This is a genomic window from Candidatus Polarisedimenticolia bacterium (genome assembly GCA_036004685.1).
GTDB lineage: Bacteria > Acidobacteriota > Polarisedimenticolia > Gp22-AA2 > AA152 > DASYRE01.
In genome coordinates this window covers 76967-93317 of the sequence record DASYRE010000011.1, presented here as the reverse complement: position 1 = coordinate 93317, position 16351 = coordinate 76967, and the positions used below count along the sequence as shown (strand labels likewise).

At 66.1% G+C, this 16351-nt stretch carries 14 protein-coding genes; 7 read left to right on the top strand and 7 right to left on the bottom strand.

Translation table 11 applies throughout. The features are described 5' to 3' along the window. The 5 genes from VGR67_03160 to VGR67_03140 form a co-directional block, all read left to right on the top strand. Positions 1 to 996: acetyl-CoA C-acyltransferase (locus VGR67_03160; protein ID HEV8335394.1), on the top strand; the 996-nt coding region annotated here is incomplete at its 5' end. Between the two features lie 27 nt (positions 997 to 1023). Next, positions 1024 to 1881 (top strand): 3-hydroxybutyryl-CoA dehydrogenase, encoded by an 858-nt coding sequence (locus tag VGR67_03155; GenBank protein ID HEV8335393.1) that lies wholly within the window; start codon positions 1024 to 1026, stop codon positions 1879 to 1881. A 3-nt stretch (positions 1882 to 1884) separates the two neighbouring features. Then, positions 1885 to 4770: a DEAD/DEAH box helicase gene (locus VGR67_03150; GenBank protein HEV8335392.1), complete on the top strand. Its 2886-nt coding sequence runs from the start codon at positions 1885 to 1887 to the stop codon at positions 4768 to 4770. A 34-nt stretch (positions 4771 to 4804) separates the two neighbouring features. After that, positions 4805 to 5467, top strand: a complete 663-nt coding sequence (locus VGR67_03145) for a hypothetical protein (GenBank protein HEV8335391.1) — start codon at positions 4805 to 4807, stop codon at positions 5465 to 5467. A gap of 181 nt (positions 5468 to 5648) precedes the next feature. Beyond that, on the top strand, positions 5649 to 5927 hold the full coding sequence (locus VGR67_03140; GenBank protein HEV8335390.1) for an HU family DNA-binding protein: 279 nt from the start codon (positions 5649 to 5651) through the stop codon (positions 5925 to 5927). Between the two features lie 82 nt (positions 5928 to 6009). Here the strand turns inward: VGR67_03140 and VGR67_03135 are convergent, their stop codons facing one another. The 4 genes from VGR67_03135 to purD are packed head-to-tail and all read right to left on the bottom strand — an operon-like array spanning position 6010 to position 9849. Continuing rightward, positions 6010 to 6699 (bottom strand): tetratricopeptide repeat protein, encoded by a 690-nt coding sequence (locus VGR67_03135; protein ID HEV8335389.1) that lies wholly within the window; start codon positions 6697 to 6699, stop codon positions 6010 to 6012. Further along, the gene (gene mtaB / locus VGR67_03130) at positions 6696 to 8015 is read right to left on the bottom strand and encodes a tRNA (N(6)-L-threonylcarbamoyladenosine(37)-C(2))-methylthiotransferase MtaB (protein HEV8335388.1); all 1320 of its coding nucleotides are present in this window, start codon (positions 8013 to 8015) and stop codon (positions 6696 to 6698) included. The genes VGR67_03135 and mtaB overlap by 4 nt, the downstream gene beginning before the upstream one ends. Further along, the gene (gene purE / locus VGR67_03125; protein HEV8335387.1) at positions 8012 to 8518 is read right to left on the bottom strand and encodes a 5-(carboxyamino)imidazole ribonucleotide mutase; all 507 of its coding nucleotides are present in this window, start codon (positions 8516 to 8518) and stop codon (positions 8012 to 8014) included. The genes mtaB and purE overlap by 4 nt, the downstream gene beginning before the upstream one ends. After that, a complete protein-coding gene (gene purD, locus VGR67_03120) occupies positions 8515 to 9849 on the bottom strand; it encodes a phosphoribosylamine--glycine ligase (GenBank protein HEV8335386.1) in 1335 nt (444 codons plus the stop codon). Before purD ends, purE begins: the two co-directional genes overlap by 4 nt. Before the next feature lie 109 nt (positions 9850 to 9958). Between purD and VGR67_03115 the strand changes: the two genes are divergently transcribed. Then, positions 9959 to 11605 (top strand): DUF885 domain-containing protein, encoded by a 1647-nt coding sequence (locus VGR67_03115; GenBank protein ID HEV8335385.1) that lies wholly within the window; start codon positions 9959 to 9961, stop codon positions 11603 to 11605. Here the strand turns inward: VGR67_03115 and VGR67_03110 are convergent. The 3 genes from VGR67_03110 to gatC are packed head-to-tail and all read right to left on the bottom strand — an operon-like array spanning position 11596 to position 15131. Continuing rightward, on the bottom strand, positions 11596 to 13335 hold the full coding sequence (locus tag VGR67_03110) for an N-acetylmuramoyl-L-alanine amidase (protein HEV8335384.1): 1740 nt from the start codon (positions 13333 to 13335) through the stop codon (positions 11596 to 11598). The two genes, VGR67_03115 and VGR67_03110, sit on opposite strands and share 10 nt — an antisense overlap. Before the next feature lie 7 nt (positions 13336 to 13342). Further along, positions 13343 to 14821 (bottom strand): Asp-tRNA(Asn)/Glu-tRNA(Gln) amidotransferase subunit GatA, encoded by a 1479-nt coding sequence (gene gatA / locus VGR67_03105; GenBank protein HEV8335383.1) that lies wholly within the window; start codon positions 14819 to 14821, stop codon positions 13343 to 13345. Positions 14822 to 14843: 22 nt separating this feature from the next. After that, the gene (gene gatC, locus VGR67_03100; protein ID HEV8335382.1) at positions 14844 to 15131 is read right to left on the bottom strand and encodes an Asp-tRNA(Asn)/Glu-tRNA(Gln) amidotransferase subunit GatC; all 288 of its coding nucleotides are present in this window, start codon (positions 15129 to 15131) and stop codon (positions 14844 to 14846) included. Between the two features lie 145 nt (positions 15132 to 15276). On the opposite strand from gatC, the gene VGR67_03095 reads away from it, so the two are divergent. Further along, entirely contained in the window at positions 15277 to 16224 is a 948-nt protein-coding gene (locus VGR67_03095) for a hypothetical protein (GenBank protein ID HEV8335381.1), read from the top strand. Positions 16225 to 16351: the final 127 nt, after the last annotated feature.

Sequence of the window (16351 nt, the reverse complement as noted above, 5' to 3'; positions counted from 1 at the left end):
GCCCGGCAGGCTGCACTTCGGGGAGGACTCCCCGGAAAGGTGGCCGCCATGACCGTCAACAAGGTATGCGGGTCGGGACTCAAGGCCGTCGTCCTCGCCTCCCAGGCGGTGACGCTGGGAGACGAGGAGATCGTGGTGGCCGGCGGCATGGAAAGCATGAGCAACGCTCCCTATCTTCTCATGGGGGCCCGGGAAGGATACCGGATGGGCAACGCTCCGGTGCTCGATTCCATGATCAGCGACGGGCTCTGGGATGTCTACGAGAACTATCACATGGGATGCACGGGGGAGAACGTCGCGGAGAAGTACGACATCAGCCGGCGCGCCCAGGATGAGTATGCCTGCAACAGCCACCGGAAGGCGATCGCCGCGCTCGATGCGGGGAAATTCAAGAGCGAGATCTTGCCGTTGGACATTCCCCAGAAGAAGGGCGATCCGATGCGCTTCGATTGGGACGAAGGGCCGCGGCGCGACACCACCCTGGAGGCGCTGGCCAAATTGAAGCCCGCCTTCAAGACGGACGGAACGGTGACGGCCGGCAACGCGCCGGGCGTCAACGACGGAGCCTCGGCGATGCTGGTCCTGTCGGAGCGCGCGGCGGCGAAGCACTCGATCAAGCCGCAAGCCGAGGTCGTCGCCTACGCCACCTCCGGTCTGGAGCCGGCGTGGGTCATGATGGCGCCGCTGGGCGCCGTGGAAGAGGTCCTGAAGAAAACCGGCTGGAGGCGGGAAGAGGTCGATCTCTACGAGCTGAACGAGGCCTTCTCGGTTCAGGCCATCGCCTTGATCCGGGAGCTGAAGCTTCCGCCGGATCGAGTGAACGTGCACGGGGGGGCGGTGGCGCTGGGCCACCCCATCGGAGCGAGCGGCGCCAGGATTCTCACGACGCTCGTCCACGCTCTCCAGGATCGAGGGGGAACGAAAGGAATCGCTGCCCTGTGCCTCGGCGGCGGCAACGCCGTCGCCATGGCCATCCGTGCGATGCCCGCAAAATAGTCCGGCCGGACGCCCGAGGGGGAGAGCATGGAGATCCGAACGATCGGCGTGGTGGGGGGCGGCACGATGGGACACGGGATCGCCCAGGTGGCCGCCCAGGCGGGCCATGCGGTCCTGATGGCGGAGCGCGCTCCCGAGCTGGTTCAACGGGCGCTCGAGGCCATCGGAAAAAGCCTGCAGCGAGGCGTGGAGAAAGGCACGATCGCCGCGGCCGACAAGGCCGCGACCCTGTCGCGCATCTCCGGCGTCATGGATCTGGAGAGGCTCTCCGCGGCCGACTTCGTGGTGGAAGCCGTGAACGAAGATCTCGAGCTGAAGCGCAGGATCTTCGCCGAGCTGGACCGGTTCTGCCGCCCGGGCGTCATCCTGGCTTCCAACACCTCCTCCATTTCCATCACCCGGATCGCGTCGGCGACCGGCCGCCCCGCCGACGTCATCGGGATGCATTTCATGAATCCCGTCCCGATCATGAAGCTCGTCGAAGTGATCCGGGGCCACGCCACCGCCGACCCGACGTGGGAGGCGGTCCGCGCGCTGTCGGAGAAATGGGGAAAGGTGCCGGTGGAGGTGCACGATTATCCGGGATTCATTTCGAACCGGGTCTTGATGCCGATGATCAACGAGGCGATCTACGCCCTCTGGGAAGGCGTCGCCACGCGGGAAGCGATCGACACCGTGATGAAGCTGGGGATGAATCATCCCATGGGACCGCTTGCCCTGGCCGACTTCATCGGTCTCGACACCTGTCTTTCCATCCTCGAGATCCTGCGCGAAGGATTCGGAGATCCCAAATACCGTCCCTGTCCGCTCCTGAAGAAGATGGTGGAGGCCGGCAGCCTGGGAAGGAAATCGGGACGGGGGTTCTACGACTACCAGCGAGCCTAGCGGATGATCGAATTCGTTCGTGCCCTCCAAGCTTCCCCCGATTTCGGCCCCGATCTGGTGGAAGCGCGGTCCTTTCCCGCCTCGCCCGGCCGATATGCGGCGCCGTCCCCGGCGCTCGACGCGCCGCTCGCGGCGGCCCTGGCCCGCCAGGGAATCCGGCAGCTCTACTCCCACCAGGCCGAGGCGATCGACCGGGTCCGGAGCGGACAGAACGTCGTGGTGGTGACGCCGACCGCGTCGGGCAAGAGTCTCATCTACATCCTTCCGACGTTCGAGAGGGTCGCCCGCGAGCCGGGGGCCCGGGCCTTGTACGTCTTCCCCTACAAGGCGCTGGAGCAGGATCAGCTCAAGGCCGTCCGGGCCTTCGGGGAGGATCTCGGAGGAGGCCGGTCGATACGCGCGGAGATCTACGACGGCGACACCCCCCCCTCGAAGCGCAAGGCGATCAAGGCCGACCCGCCCGACATTCTGATCACGAATCCCGACATGCTCCACCTCGGACTGCTCGCCTACCATGAGGACTGGCGGGAGTTCTTTTCACGGCTGCGGATCGTCGTCCTGGATGAGCTGCACGTCTACAAGGGGATCTTCGGAAGCCACTTCCACCACATTCTCGTGCGCCTGCGCCGGATCGCGGAGCACCATGGCGCGGCGCCCCGCTTCGTGGCCTGCTCGGCCACGATCGCCAATCCTGGAGAGCTGGGACAAAGCCTGACCGGACTCCCGTTCGCCCTGGTGGACCGCAACGGCGCCCCCCGCTCGGCGAAGCACATCCTGTTCATCAATCCCTCCGCGAGCCCTTACAGCGCGGCCGTGAAGCTCTTGTCGCGATCCCTTCGGGAGGGGTTCAGGACGATCGCCTTCACCAAGGCCCGGAAGATCACCGAGCTGATCCATTCCTGGATCGTGCAGCAGGAGCCGCACCTGCGCGGCCAGATTTCCTCCTATCGCGCCGGATATCTGCCGGAAGAGAGACGGGCGATCGAGCGGAAGCTCCTGACCGGCGAGGTGCGGGGGGTCGTTTCCACCAGCGCCCTGGAGCTCGGCGTCGACATCGGCGGGCTGGACGTCTGCATCCTCGTGGGATATCCCGGGTCGATCGTGTCGTCCTGGCAGCGAATCGGCAGGGTCGGCCGGGAGGCGCGGGAATCCCTCACGTGCCTGGTGGGAATGCCGGACGCCCTGGACCAGTATTTCATGCGTGAGCCCGGGGAGTTCTTCGCGCGCGGCTTCGAGAAAGTCGTCTTCGACCCCGGGAACCGCGTGATCGCCTCCGATCATCTCGTGTGCGCCGGCGCCGAGATTCCCCTCACCCGCGAGCGCGACGCGCCGCGCTACGCGCCGGGCGCGTTCGGGGCGGTGCAGGAGCTGGAGCGCCAAGGGGGGCTGGTCCGTGACGCCGATTCCGAGCGATGGTATTCCTTTCGGCGCCGGCCCCAGCGCGGCGTGAACCTGAGAGGAATCGGCAACACCTACACCATCCTGCGAGCGGAGGAAAGGGACCGCGCGGCCCGGGTGATCGGGACGGTGGACGCCGTGCGGGCGTTCCACGAATGCCACCAAGGGGCCATCTACCTCCACTTGGGCCAGCAATACCTGGTGCGCGCGCTGGACGTCGAGAATCGAAAAGTGAAGGCCGAACCGGTGGACTCCGACTATTACACGGAGGTCAAGGCCGAGAAGCAGACCGAGATTCTCGAGACGATGGCCTGCCGGAAGCTCGGCCCGGCCCAAGTGAAGCTCGGAAGGCTGAAGGTCACCGAGCAGATTCTCGGTTACGAGAAGCGGCGGCTCAGCGGCCGGGATCGTCTCTCCTCGCATCCGTTGACGCTTCCGCCGATCCTGTTCGAGACCGTAGGCCTTTGGGCGGAGCTTCCCGAGGCGCTGCGCGGCATGGTGGTGGCCCGGCAAGGGCACTTCATGGGAGGAATCCACGCCGTCGAGCACGCCGCGATCTCGCTGTTTCCGCTGCTGGCCATCTGCGATCGCTCCGACGTGGGGGGAATCTCCTATCCGCTCCATCCCCAAATCGGGCGCGCCGCCGTGTTCATCTACGACGGCTACCCGGGAGGCGTGGGCCTGGCCGCCAAGGGATATGAATCGCTCGAAGACCTTCTGGAACGCACGGCAAGGCTGATCGACGGCTGCCGCTGCGAGAGCGGGTGCCCCTCCTGCATTCACTCTCCGAAATGCGGCAACGGCAACCAGCCGCTGGACAAACGTTCCGCGTCGCTCATTCTCGGCGTGCTCGTCGGCGGAATCCCTCTCGAGGCGGAGGCCGCGGCGGAGGAGACGACGCCGGAGGTCCCTTCTCCGAAGGCCGGCGGGGCGCCGCCGCCGCGGTTCGGTCCAGAGTCGAAGATTCTCTATTTCGATCTGGAGACCCTGCGCAGTGCCGAAGAGGTGGGCGGGTGGGCGCAGGTCGCCCGGATGGGGATGTCGATCGGCGTGGTCTTCGACGAAGGGCGGCAGGAATACCGCGTCTACCGGGAGCAGGAGATCGAGCGGCTCTTGCTGGATCTCGTGACGGCCGATCAAGTGGTGGGCTTCAACATCGACCGTTTCGATCTCCCGGTGCTCTCCGGGTATACCCCCTGGGATCTGGGCAGGATCCGGACGTTCGACCTCCTGGCGTACATCCACGCGAAGCTCGGATTCCGGCTGCGCCTCGATGCCCTCGCCGGGGCGACCCTGGGCGCGCGGAAACTGGCCGAGGGTCTGCAGTCCCTTGCCTGGGTGAAGGAAGGACGATTTGATCTCATCGAGACCTATTGCCGGAAGGACGTGGAGGTGACCCGCGACCTCCACCGGTTCGGGATGGAGAACCAGTTTCTCCTCTACCACGATCGGGAAGGAAGGAGAGTCCGGCTGCCCGTGGAGTGGAGCTGACGGTGCGGGGAGCCGCGGCGGGAGGCTGGGGGCGGTGAAGTCGTTGACCTTGGACGCGGCCCTGGCCCGATACCGGGAGGCTCTCGGCGCGGCCTTCCCCGATGGCGCGGAGATCGAGAGATTCCGGGGCTTCCTCGAGATCCACGGCGGCCTGGGACGGCCGGGGACCCCGCCCCGCGATGCGGCGGCGGCCGCGCGCCTGGATCGGCTGCGGTGCTTCCACTTCTCCCAGTATCTGGATTGGTACCTGCAGGAGAAGGAGGGACTCGCCGCGAGCTCCGTGGAGGAGGCTCGGGCCGCGATGCGCCGCCTCAACGAATGGCTGTTCGGCGCGGGGCTGATCGGACCGGAGGATTTCGAGGAGAATCGGGAGTCGATCCTCGGAGGCGAAGATCTCTCCGCGCTCGACCGGGAGGAAGGGTCGGAGGACGATGCCACCCCTCCCGGCCCCCCCGAAGAGAAGGATTTTCACGTGCCCGGCGAATACACCGCCGTCCTGAGCGGAGAGTTCGTCCTCACGAAGGTTCAGGAAGGGATTCTCTACGGGCGCCGCGACGGGGAAGCGCGCGAAATCGGCCCCATCCTCGTCGAAAGATCGGTCAGCGGCGGGCATCGCGTCGGGGACCGCGTTCACCTGGCCGTCGGAAAAGCCGGAGATCATTGGAACCTTCTCAGCGTCGGCCCGCGGCCACGCTGACCCGGCCGGCGGGCGCGCGCCGGAGAACAGTCCCGACGAAGCGTGCGTTCAGACGAGGCGCGACCGGAGCCCGTTCCGATCGATCCTCACCCCAGGCTTGATTCCCCCGCAAGAAAATGGTAGAAGAAGCGCGCGTTGGAGCCATGTCGGCCCCTCCCGGAGGAATTCAAGCGTGAGCAAGATGACCCGGACCGATCTGATCGAGGCGATTGCCAAGGAATGCGGCTGCGAGAAGAAGGCGGCGAAGACCTTCCTGGAAGGATTCACCTCCATCGTCGAGAAGACGATGAAGAAGGGCGGGGAGGTTCCGCTCGCCGGTCTCGGGAAGTTCAAGGTCGTGAAGCGTAAGGCCCGCATGGGGCGCAACCCCGCCACCGGTCAGGCCATCAAGATCCCCGCCAAGACGGTCGCCAAGTTCAGCGTCGCGAAGAATCTGAAGGATCTGGTGAAGAAGAGCTAGCGATTCGCTGGCGGACGGCGGAAGAAGAAAACCCGCCGGCTCTCCGGGAGCCGGCGGGTTTTTTTGTCTCCGCGAGCGACGCTCAGGGAAGGGGATCAGGCGTCTTTTCGAGATGCTCCAGGCCGCTCCGAGCCTCTTTCACGTAGCCGAACTCCGGGTGTCCGAATTTGACCACTTTCTGATAGTAGGTCCGCGCGTGGGCCGGCATCCGCGCCTCGTCGAACGTGGCGGCCAGGCCGTAGAGAGTCGCCTGATGTCCTTCGGCGCTGTAATACGGCTTCCGTGGATCGTACAGCTCCAGCGCGCAGAGATAGTGATGGACCGATTCGGGGTAGCGCTGATGGCGCTCCACCTCGATGCGGGCCCGCTCGGAAAAGCCCGCGGCCCGGCCGTTCTGATAGAAGGCCCGGTTCTCCAAGCAGCGGTCCAGCCACTTCAGGGCTTCCTCGTAACGATGCTGGAAGGAGTAGCAGAAGGCCACCTGAAGCGAGGCGACTCCCTGCTCGAGGGGATCGGCGCCGAGCTCGCTCAACCCCGCCAGATAGTATTTCAAGGCCTCGGGATAGGTCTCCTTGTCGTAATGGACGTCACCGAGATCCAGGAGAAAGTAACCGAGGAGCTCCGGCGCTCCGGCGCGCCGGGAGAGTTCCCGATAACGGGGCTCCAGGCGGATCGCCTCCTTGATCTCCCCCGCGTCGAGATGGGCGAGGAGCTGCTGGTCCAGGCGGCGCCGCTCCGCGTCGATCCGGCGGCGGGAAGGAATCTTGCTCAACGGCATCTCTCCCAGGCGGGCGAAGTGCAAGGAACCGCCGTGACGGAGCTGCGTCCCGCCGCGGTGACCCGGGCCCGGAGGAGGCGGTTGAAGGAGAGCTCCGGCTCGGCCTCAAGCTCGACGTCGATGAAGTTGCCCGAGAGCCCCCGGACGCGACCCTCCGGGAGAACCTCCCGCAGGCCCAGGACTTCCAGCTCCTTGCCGACGAACGAGTCGCGGAACCGGCGCGACAGCTCCTGTCCGGTATCGCGGAGGGCGGCGCTTCTCTGCTTGAGGACGCCGCCCGGAAGGGCCCCCGGCATGCCCGCTGCGGGAGTGCCCGGCCGCGGCGTGAAGCTGAAAACGTGCAGGTAATTGAGCTCGGAGGCGGCGATGAAATCGCGCGTCTCCAGAAAATCCTGTTCCGTCTCGCCGGGGAACCCGACGATCACGTCGGCCCCCAGACCCGCCTCCGGAATCCGCCTGCGGACCTTCTCGAGCACCTTCCGGTAGTCCCGGGTCCGGTAGGGGCGGCGCATCCTCGCCAGAACCGGATCGGACCCGCTTTGCAGTGGGACCTGGAGATGCGGCGCGATCTTGCCGGAGGCGGCGAGGACCTCGATCAAGTCCTCCGTCACGCCGCGCGGCTCGACCGAATTGAGCCGCAACCTTCCGACTCCCGGCACTTCGCAGGCGCGGCGAAGCAGGGCGGCGAGCGAGGTGGGCGGAGTCAGGTCTTTACCGTAGTCTCCTGTGTTCACCCCCGTGAAGACGATTTCCTGGAAGCCGCTCTCCGCCAGACGGGCGATTTGGTCGAGCACCGCCGCGGGAGCGACGCTCCGGCTCGCGCCGCGCACGAAAGGTATCACGCAGTAGGAGCAGCGAAGGTCGCACCCCTCCTGGATCTTCAGGAACGCGCGGGTGCGATCGGCGAAACAGGGAAGCGGGTTCTCCGCCGATTCGATGCAGGCCACCGGCAGCGCTTCCGGGGCGAGCCGCCGGATCAGCTCCGGGATTTGCCGCTGGCCGCGCAGACCGACCACCGCGTCGACCCCTGGGATCGCCGCGATCGCCCCGGGGTCCCGCTGCGCGTAGCAGCCCGTGACGATCAGCATGCCATCGGGACTTTGACGCCGCAGCCTGCGAATCGCCTGCCGGGACTGGGAGTCGGCGGCGGAGGTGACGGTGCAGGTGTTCACCACGACCACGCGCGCCTGCGCGGGATCGCCGGTCCGCTTCATGCCGTGGAGAAGGAGAAGCGACTCGAGGGCGGCGGAGTCGAATTGGTTGAGCTTGCAGCCCAGCGTGGCGACGTGATAGAGCGATGGCCGGCTCACGTTCGGTTCCGGATTTCCTCGGCCCGCCGGACCACCTTCTCGGTCATCTCTTCCCGGTACTCGCGAAGAGCCTTCTTCAGCTCGGCGTCGGCGGTGGCCAGAATCTGGACGGCCAGGACGGCGGCGTTGACGGCTCCGGCCTCCCCGATGGTCACGGTGGCCACGGGAACGCCGGAGGGCATCTGGACCGTGGACAGCAGCGCGTCGAGACCGTTGAGAGGGGAGGAGTCAAGCGGCACTCCGATGACCGGCAGGAACGAATTCGCCGCGAGCGTGCCGGCGAGATGGTTCGCGAAGCCGGCGACCCCGATCAGGACCTTGAGGCCGCGCCCTTCGGCTTCCCGGGCGTAACGGGCGGTTTTTTCCGGAGCCCGATGAGCCGACGAAAGCTCCACTTCGATCTCGACCCCGAATTTCTTCAACAGCTCCACGCCCTTCGTGATGCGAGGGAGATCGTTTTCGCTCCCGAGGACGATTCCCACCTGAGGTCGGGTTTTGCTCATGCGATCCCCTTGGCTCCTGGTTTCGCCGGGACTGCCGGTCCCGCCGTCTGCTCGTGCCGCACGGCGTCGGCGCCGATGTCGTTGCGGAAGTAGCGGTTCTCGAACCGGATCGACTCCACGGCAGCGTACGCGGACCGACGGGCCGCTTCGAAGCTCGCCTGGCGCGACGCCACGCCGAGCACCCTGCCGCCGGCCGTGAAGATCTTTCCATCCTCGCGGAGCGTTCCGGCGTGAAAGATGGTGACGCCCTGCACGGACGCGGCGCGCTCCAGCCCTTGGATCTCCTTGCCGCTTTCGTGGGCTTCGGGGTACCCCTCCGAAGCCATCACCACGCACACGGCCCGGTCCCGGCTCCACTCCGGATTGGCCGCGCTCAAGCGGCCTTCGGCGGCCGCCAGCAGGATCGGAGCGAGATCGCTCTTGAGCCGCGGCAGCAAGACCTGGGTCTCCGGGTCGCCGAAGCGGGCATTGAACTCCAGGACCTGGGGACCCTGCTCCGTGAGGATGATCCCGGCGTACAGCACGCCGCGGTAGGGACGCCCCTCCTGCGCGAGCCCCCTGATGGCCGGGCGCAGGACCTTCTCCACCACGCCCTCGAAGACGGGTTGAGTCACGCACACGGAAGGGGAGAACGAGCCCATTCCGCCGGTATTGGCGCCCCGGTTGTGGTCGCCGATCCGCTTGTAATCCTGGCAGGTGACCAGAGGAAGGACGTGCTCGCCGTCGGAGAGGGCGAAGAAAGAGACTTCCGGGCCGCGCAGGAAATCCTCGATGATCATCCGGTCGCCCGCGTTGCCGAACTTCCGGCGCTTCATGATGTCGATGATCGCCGCCTCGGCCTCCGAGGGGCTTTCGGCGATCAACACCCCCTTCCCGGCCGCCAGCCCGTCGGCCTTCAGGACGACGGGATAGCCCGACTTGCCGTGCCCGGCCAGCGCGGCGAGGGCCTCGTCGCTGGTCGCGCACGCGCTGAATGCGGCCGTGGGGATCCGATGCCGGCGCATGAATTCCTTGGCGAAGACCTTGCTCCGCTCGATCTCCGCCGCGGCCTGGGAAGCCCCGAAAATCCGCAGGTCCCGCTTCTGGAATTCCTCCGCGATACCCAGGGTGAGGGGAAGCTCGGGGCCGACGACCGTCAGATCGATCCGCAGCTTCTCGGCGAAGTCGGCCAGTTCCACGATGCTGGAAGGATCGATCGGCACGCAATCGGCCAGGGCGGCGATCCCGGCGTTGCCGGGGGCGGCATAGAGATCGTCGACCTGGGGGCTCTGGCGGAGCTTCCATGCGAGCGCGTGCTCCCGGCCGCCTCCTCCCACGACGAGTATCTTCACGGCGTCGGATCTCCCGCGTCGGTCTGGGAAAGACGGGATTCTTCCATAGCGCGGAAAACGGTGTCAAGGCGGAGTATAATCCGTCGCTCACGCCAAGCCCGGGAAGAACATGGCCTCTTCGGTCGCCGAATTCTGCGAAACGGTCCTGCGCTCCCTCTGGCGACACTGGCCGGTGAACGCCACGTTCCTGGGCATCCACGACTACGACGGCCGGCTGGGGTCGTTCCATCCCGGCGCTCTCGCCGAAAAACGGGCCGATTTGGCGCGCCACCTCCGCGAGCTGGAGAGGCTGCGGGCAACTTCGGACCCGTTCTCGCCCGATGAGCGCCTGGACTTGCAGCTCCTCGCGGGAGAGCTGCGGACGGCGCTGAGGATTGAGGAGGAGCTGCGCCTCCCGCACCGCAATCCGGGCTCGTATCTCGAGGACGCGACCTACGGCGTCTACCTGCTCATGATGCGCGACTTCGCGCCGGCGGAAGAACGGGCGCGCTCCGCAGTGTCGCGCCTGAATGCGGTGCCTGCGATGTTGGACGAGGCCCGCGAGAATCTCTCGCGTCCCGAGGAAGTGCCGCCGCTGTGGGCCGAGATGTCCGCCGATCTCACCGCCTCCGCCGCCGAGTTCTTCACCCAATCGATCCCGTGGTCCCGGGAGCTCTCCCCGGGACTTCACTCCGATTTCAGGAGGGCCTCGGAATCGGCGCGGCGCGCCGTCGAAGGGTACGAGAGATTCCTCGCCGAGAAGATCCGTCCGGCCGCCCGAGGGGACTACGCCGTCGGGAGGGAGATGTTCGATTTCATGCTCCGCGAGGCGCACGGTCTTTCCGACGATGCGGCCAGCCTGGAGGCCTTCGGTCGCGAGGAAGTGCGGCGGACGCTCGCGCTGCTCCAGAAGGAGGCCGCCCGGGCTCCGGGGGGCTCGAGCTGGCAGGAGCAGGTGGAGATCTGCAAAAGAGAGGTCCCCGAGCCGGGGAGCCTTTTGACCCTCTACCGGGACGAGATCGTTCGGGCCCGCCGTTTTCTCATGGAACAGAGTCTTTTCACCTTTCCTCCAGGGGAGACGCTTCAGGTGGTGGAGACCCCCGTTTTCGAGCGGAAAACGACTCCGTTCGCCGCCTATGTCCCTCCGGCGCCCTTCGAGCCAAAGCAGGAGGGCTACTTCTGGGTCACCCCCGCCGACCCGGGGCTTCCTCCCGCCGAGCGCGCCTTGAGGATGCAAGGGCACGTCGTGCCTGGGATCCCGATCACCGCCGTCCACGAGGGGTATCCCGGGCACCACCTGCAAATCTCGCTCGCCAACCGCGCGGCCACGAAAGTGCGCCGGCAGATCTGGACTCCGGTCATGGTCGAAGGCTGGGCGCTCTATTGCGAGGAGCTAATGGGCGAGCGGGGCTTCTACCTCGATCCCCGCACGAGACTTCTTCAGCTCAAGGATTATCTGTGGAGGTCCTGCCGGGTGGTGATCGACGTCGGGCTCCACACGGGGACGTTCTCGGACCAGGAAGCGGTGCGTCTGCTCGTGGAGACGGCGAAGCTGGATCCCGCCGGGGCGGCGGGGGAAGTGAAGCGCTACACGAAGACTCCCACCCAGCCTTTGTCCTACGCGGTGGGAAAGCGGGAAATCCTCAAGCTTCGGGAGGACCTTAGCAAGGTGGAGGGAGCGGCGTTCTCCTTGCGCGGCTTCCACGATCGCCTTCTGCAGTTCGGCTCCATTCCGATCGCTCACATCCGCAGCCGGATTCTTCCGGCTCACGCGTAATAGCTCAACAGCGCGTCCACGAAAGCGTCCGCGACCTTCTGCCGGTAGAGGGGCTCTCCGAGGAGCTTCGCGTCGGCGCGGTTGTTGATGTTGCAGGCCTCCAGGAGGATCTGCACGAACGTCTCGTTGCATCGCAGGACCGCCGGAACCCAGGGGCGCGTCTTCCGGATGATCCGGTCCCGGACCGGCTGGTAGGGATGAATCCTTGCCCCCCGCTTGCTGAGGGCCTTCAGGACGTGGGCCGCGAACTCGCGCGACAGGCCCTCCGACTTCTGGCGCCGGTCCTTGGCGAACGACACGTAGGGACGTTCCCGGACCTCCTTCCGCGCGTGGTAGGCGGCCCCCGAATAGCCGTAGGTCTGCTTCCGATATTGCTCGCCGGGGACGTAGACCATCGTCCCGCGGAGGGAGGGATGCAGAGAATCAGCGTGAATCGAGGCGAAGACGATCTTCTCCGGATCGACCCCTTTGCGGATGAGGCTGCGGAAGTAGGAGTTTGCGAGATACCAGCGCAGATTCACGCCGACGCCGTTCGGGACCGGGGACGAGAGGCGCAGGGGCGGCGTGGTGAGCACCACCTCGCTCTGGTTCAGGGGAATCCGCTGCGAGTCGAAGACTCGGTATCCATACTGGGCGTCCTTGATCGTCGTGAGGACCTGGGCCGCGGTGTCCTTCTCGAGCCTCGCTTTGATCCGGCAGAGAACGTCGTAGACGTAATCGCTCTCCCAGATCCCGTTGTGGGCCGCGCCGATGTCCCTCCCGCCGTGGCCCGCGTCCAGAATCACCGTCACGCCTTCCAGTCCCTTGCTGACGGCCTGGTTCCTGAAGCGCGCCACCTCACGCCGGCTGAGCTCGAATTCGATGCGCCGCGGATTTCCGGGCGGGAGGAACTCGGGAAGGATGTATTCGGCCGGAATCTTCACCTCGTAGCCCACCGCCAGCGTGCGGACGTCCGCGATGCCGCTGCGCCGCGCCACCGTGGTCGCCATCTGGTTGACTTCGTCCGCCTCCAGAAGGCCGGTGAAGCGGATGACCACCGACGAGTAGATCGCCTCTCCCTTCTTCAGGCGATACGTCGCGAACTCCCCTTGCTCGTCCCGCCCGAACCGAAGCTCGCCCACTTCGGAAGGAACGGGTGAAGTGAAGACCGGCAGAAGGAGAGAGCGCGGAATCCGGATCGCCTGGCCCTGAACCGGCTCGAGATTCCTCAGGGAATTGAGATCGGCGATCACCTGGAAGTTCCGTCCGTTCCCCGTGAACCAGAAGGCGAGGTGCCACAGGCTCTCGGAAGCCATCGGGATCCTGCCCTTCCCGGTACGATGAACCCAGAAGTCGCCCGACAGGGAATCCTCCGGGAAAAGGCGGGCCATGGTCAGCAGCTTGTAGGAAGCCTGGAGCTCCTCGTAGGGCACCCGGACGAAGCGCTTGCCGGCCGGCGCGCCGCTTTCCTGCCCGGGGTTGAAGGCTTTGAGAAGCTCCCAGCGGGCGGGATCGTCCATGACCTTCCGCGCCACCGTCTCCAGCGTGTCTCCCTCCTGCCGCAACACTTCCAGGAAGAGAGCGTTGTTCTCGGCAAGGTGTATCCGGATGCCGGGCCCCGCCTCGAAGGTGCGGACCCTTTCGGAGATTTCCGAAAAAGACGAGGTCAGGGCGCGAGGGTCCTGGGGGGTGGCGGCCAGGACGGCGGTGAGCAGGAGAGCCGGGAGGCCTAGAAGGCCGGGACTCCGCATCACTCCGTCAGTGAAGGATCGCCTGCGGGCGATGACGGAAGCGGAATCCCATCTCCGCCTCCAACGCCGCCCCGGCGCGGAGCACGTCGGCTTCGCCGAAGGGGCGGCCGATGATTTGCAGGCCGAGGGGGAGGCCCTGTCCGTTCACTCCGCACGGCAGCGAGAGGGCGGGGACGCCCACCAGGTTGATGGTGGCGGTGAAAATGTCCGAAAGGTACATCTGCAAGGGGTCGTCGGTCTTCTCGCCGAACCGGAAGGCCGGGGCCGGAGTCGTCGGAGTCACCAGGAGGTCGACCGTCTTGAACGCCTCGTCGAAATCGCGTCTCAGGAGGGTCCGGACCTTTTGCGCCTTCAAGTAATAGGCGTCGTAATATCCGGAGCTGAGGACGTAAGTCCCGAGCATGATTCTCCGTTTGACCTCCGGTCCGAAGCCGGCCGAGCGGCTCCGGCGGTACATCTCGCCGAGCTCGCGCGCGCCGGCGTCTCGATACCCATATCGGGCCCCGTCGTAGCGCGCCAGGTTCGAGGAGGCTTCGGCCGTCGCCAGGATGTAGTAGGTCGGAATGGTGTAATCGGTATGCGGGAGGGAAACCTCTTCGAGGGTCGCTCCCAGCCCGCGCAACCGGTCCAAGGCCCCCTCCACCGCTGCGCCAATCTCCACATCCAGGCCGGACGGGAAGTACTCGCGGGGCACGCCGAAGCGCAGGCCCGCGATGCCCCTCGGCAGTTCCGCGACGTAGTCGGACACCGGCGCGGGGGATGAGGTGGAATCTCGGGGGTCGTGCCCGGCGATCGCACCAAGCACCCGCGCGACGTCTTCCACGCACCGGCCGAAGGGACCGACTTGATCGAGGGAGGAGGCGAAAGCGACGAGACCGAACCGGGAGACGCGCCCGTAGGTCGTTTTGAGCCCCGGAACCCCGCACAGGGCGGCCGGCTGCCGGATCGATCCGCCCGTGTCGGACCCGAGGGCGACCGGCACCAAGTCGGCGGCGACCGCGGCGGCGGAACCTCCGCTGGAGCCCCCGGGGACCCGCTTCAGATCCCAAGGGTTCCTCGTCTTCTCGTACCCCGAGTTCTCCGTGGAGGAACCCATGGCGAATTCGTCCATGTTGGTCTTCCCGATCGGGATCGCTCCCGCTCGCTTCAGCCTCTCGACGACGGTCGCGTCGAAGGAGGGAATGAAGTCGGCCAGGATTCGCGAGCCGCAGGTGGTCGGCTGCCCCGCGGTGCAGAGGATGTCCTTCAGCGCTATCGGCAGTCCGGCCAGAGGTCCCGGATCGGAGCCCCGGGCGAGCGCTTCGTCCACCGTTCTGGCGCGGGCCATCGCATCCTCCCGGAAGACGGTCCGAAAGGCCAGGACCCGCGGGTCGATCGCGGCGATGCGCTCGAGACAGGCCCGCACCGCCTCGGTGGCGGAAAGCTCTCGAGAGCGGATCTTGGAGAGCATCTCCGTGCCGGTGAGGTGGAAAATCTCTTGCACCATGGCTCCGCGGGACGAGGGTGTTTCAGCCGATGACCTTGGGGACCGTGAAATGCCCCTCCCGTGACTCGGGGGCGTTGGCGAGGGCCTCGGAGACGGGAATGGAGGGAGTCACCACGTCTTCTCGGAAGGCGTGGCTCACCTCGGTCACGTGGGAGGTGGGCTCGATGGCCCCGATATCCAGCTCATCGAGCTTCTCGATGTAGCCCAGAATTTCATTGAGTTGGCGCGCCAAGACCTGCATTTCTTCGTCGGAGAAGTCCAGATTGGCCAGCTTCGCGATATGGCGCACTTCGGCGATCTCGATGGCCATCTTGCCTCCCCGCCGCCGGAGACGAGTCCCGACCGATTGGTCGCCGGCGGGCCGCAAGCATAGAGGATGGGACGGAGGATTTCAAGGATAGGCGAACTCGGGTCCTGCTTGACGGTTCCGTCTCGGAAGGCGAGAATCGCACCCGATGAAAAGGTCGCCCGCCTCCCCTGGCATGAACAACGCGACAACGGCTCTTCTCTTCTTCGGCTTCCTCTTTTTTACACCCCTTCGGGCCGAGGCTCCTGGATCGGCCGTCAGGACCTTGCCGCTCGACCTCCAAATCGAGATCCTCCGGGTGGGCGGGGACGGAACCCAGGTCCTCGGGATGGAGGAAGCGCGAATCCTCGCCGGCAAGGGAGGGGCCTTGGTGGTCAAGGAGCTCTCGTTCTCGGCGCCCGGGAAAAAAGGCGTCGAAAAACTCTCCTTGAGGGCTGAAGTCCGGGCTCTCAGTCTTGCCGAGAGCAGCCTCGTCATCGGGTTGCGCTCCCGAGTGAACGTCCTGGCCACGACCGGAGTCCCGCTGTCGCGCTCGGAAATCCGCCGGGATGTCTCCGCGGAGGTGTCGAAAGGAGCTTCCGAGCTGTTGGAGGTGTATGAGTCGGCGGCGCTGGCGAGCAAGCTGATCCTGAACATCCGTTGGTTCCGAGCCCCCTCGGACGCCGTCGAGGGCGCCCGCCAGGCGCCGATTCCGCTCACCCTGAGGGTCTACGAGCTGGGCGAGAGCGCCGCTCTGCGGAGCGAGAACCAGCTCCTCGCGGTGGTCGGGGGGGCGGCGACGGCCACCTTCACCCGAAGCGTCACCTTGGATGAGGACAAGGGGAACGGCAAGCGGGTCCGGCAGGAACGCATGGAGATCTCTCTTGCACCGCAGTACCAGGTAGGCCGGACTCTGAGTCTGATTCTGGAAGCCGCCGGGGAGGTCCTCTCCCTCAGCCCGTCAGCCGAACTTTCTCATCCCATTGGGGTTCGTGAGGAGCTATTTCTGGATCCGCGGGTTCCATCGAGGGTCGAATTCGAAATCACCGCCGGTGACCGGGAGCGGGAAGGCTGGGACCGGATACGGTATCGGCTGGAGGTGACGGCCCTGTTCTGAGTCTTTGACCGGATCCAAAAATCAGGACGAATTGACACAGGACACTGATGCGACTACAGTAAGCGCGGTTTTCCGGGGCGCTGAACCCCGTGTCATCTTTATTCGGGGATTCTCCGGACTTGGAAAG

Bases quoted from the DNA above. Each gene is read 5' to 3' on its own strand.
- VGR67_03095 (HEV8335381.1), top strand. From the start codon at position 15,277: ATGAAAAGGTCGCCCGCCTCCCCTGGCATGAACAACGCGACAACGGCT.
- VGR67_03155 (HEV8335393.1), top strand. From the start codon at position 1,024: ATGGAGATCCGAACGATCGGCGTGGTGGGGGGCGGCACGATGGGACAC.
- gatA (HEV8335383.1), bottom strand. From the start codon at position 14,821: ATGGTGCAAGAGATTTTCCACCTCACCGGCACGGAGATGCTCTCCAAG.
- purE (HEV8335387.1), bottom strand. From the start codon at position 8,518: ATGAGCAAAACCCGACCTCAGGTGGGAATCGTCCTCGGGAGCGAAAAC.
- VGR67_03110 (HEV8335384.1), bottom strand. From the start codon at position 13,335: ATGCGGAGTCCCGGCCTTCTAGGCCTCCCGGCTCTCCTGCTCACCGCC.
- VGR67_03115 (HEV8335385.1), top strand. From the start codon at position 9,959: ATGGCCTCTTCGGTCGCCGAATTCTGCGAAACGGTCCTGCGCTCCCTC.
- VGR67_03140 (HEV8335390.1), top strand. From the start codon at position 5,649: ATGACCCGGACCGATCTGATCGAGGCGATTGCCAAGGAATGCGGCTGC.
- VGR67_03150 (HEV8335392.1), top strand. From the start codon at position 1,885: ATGATCGAATTCGTTCGTGCCCTCCAAGCTTCCCCCGATTTCGGCCCC.
- gatC (HEV8335382.1), bottom strand. From the start codon at position 15,131: ATGGCCATCGAGATCGCCGAAGTGCGCCATATCGCGAAGCTGGCCAAT.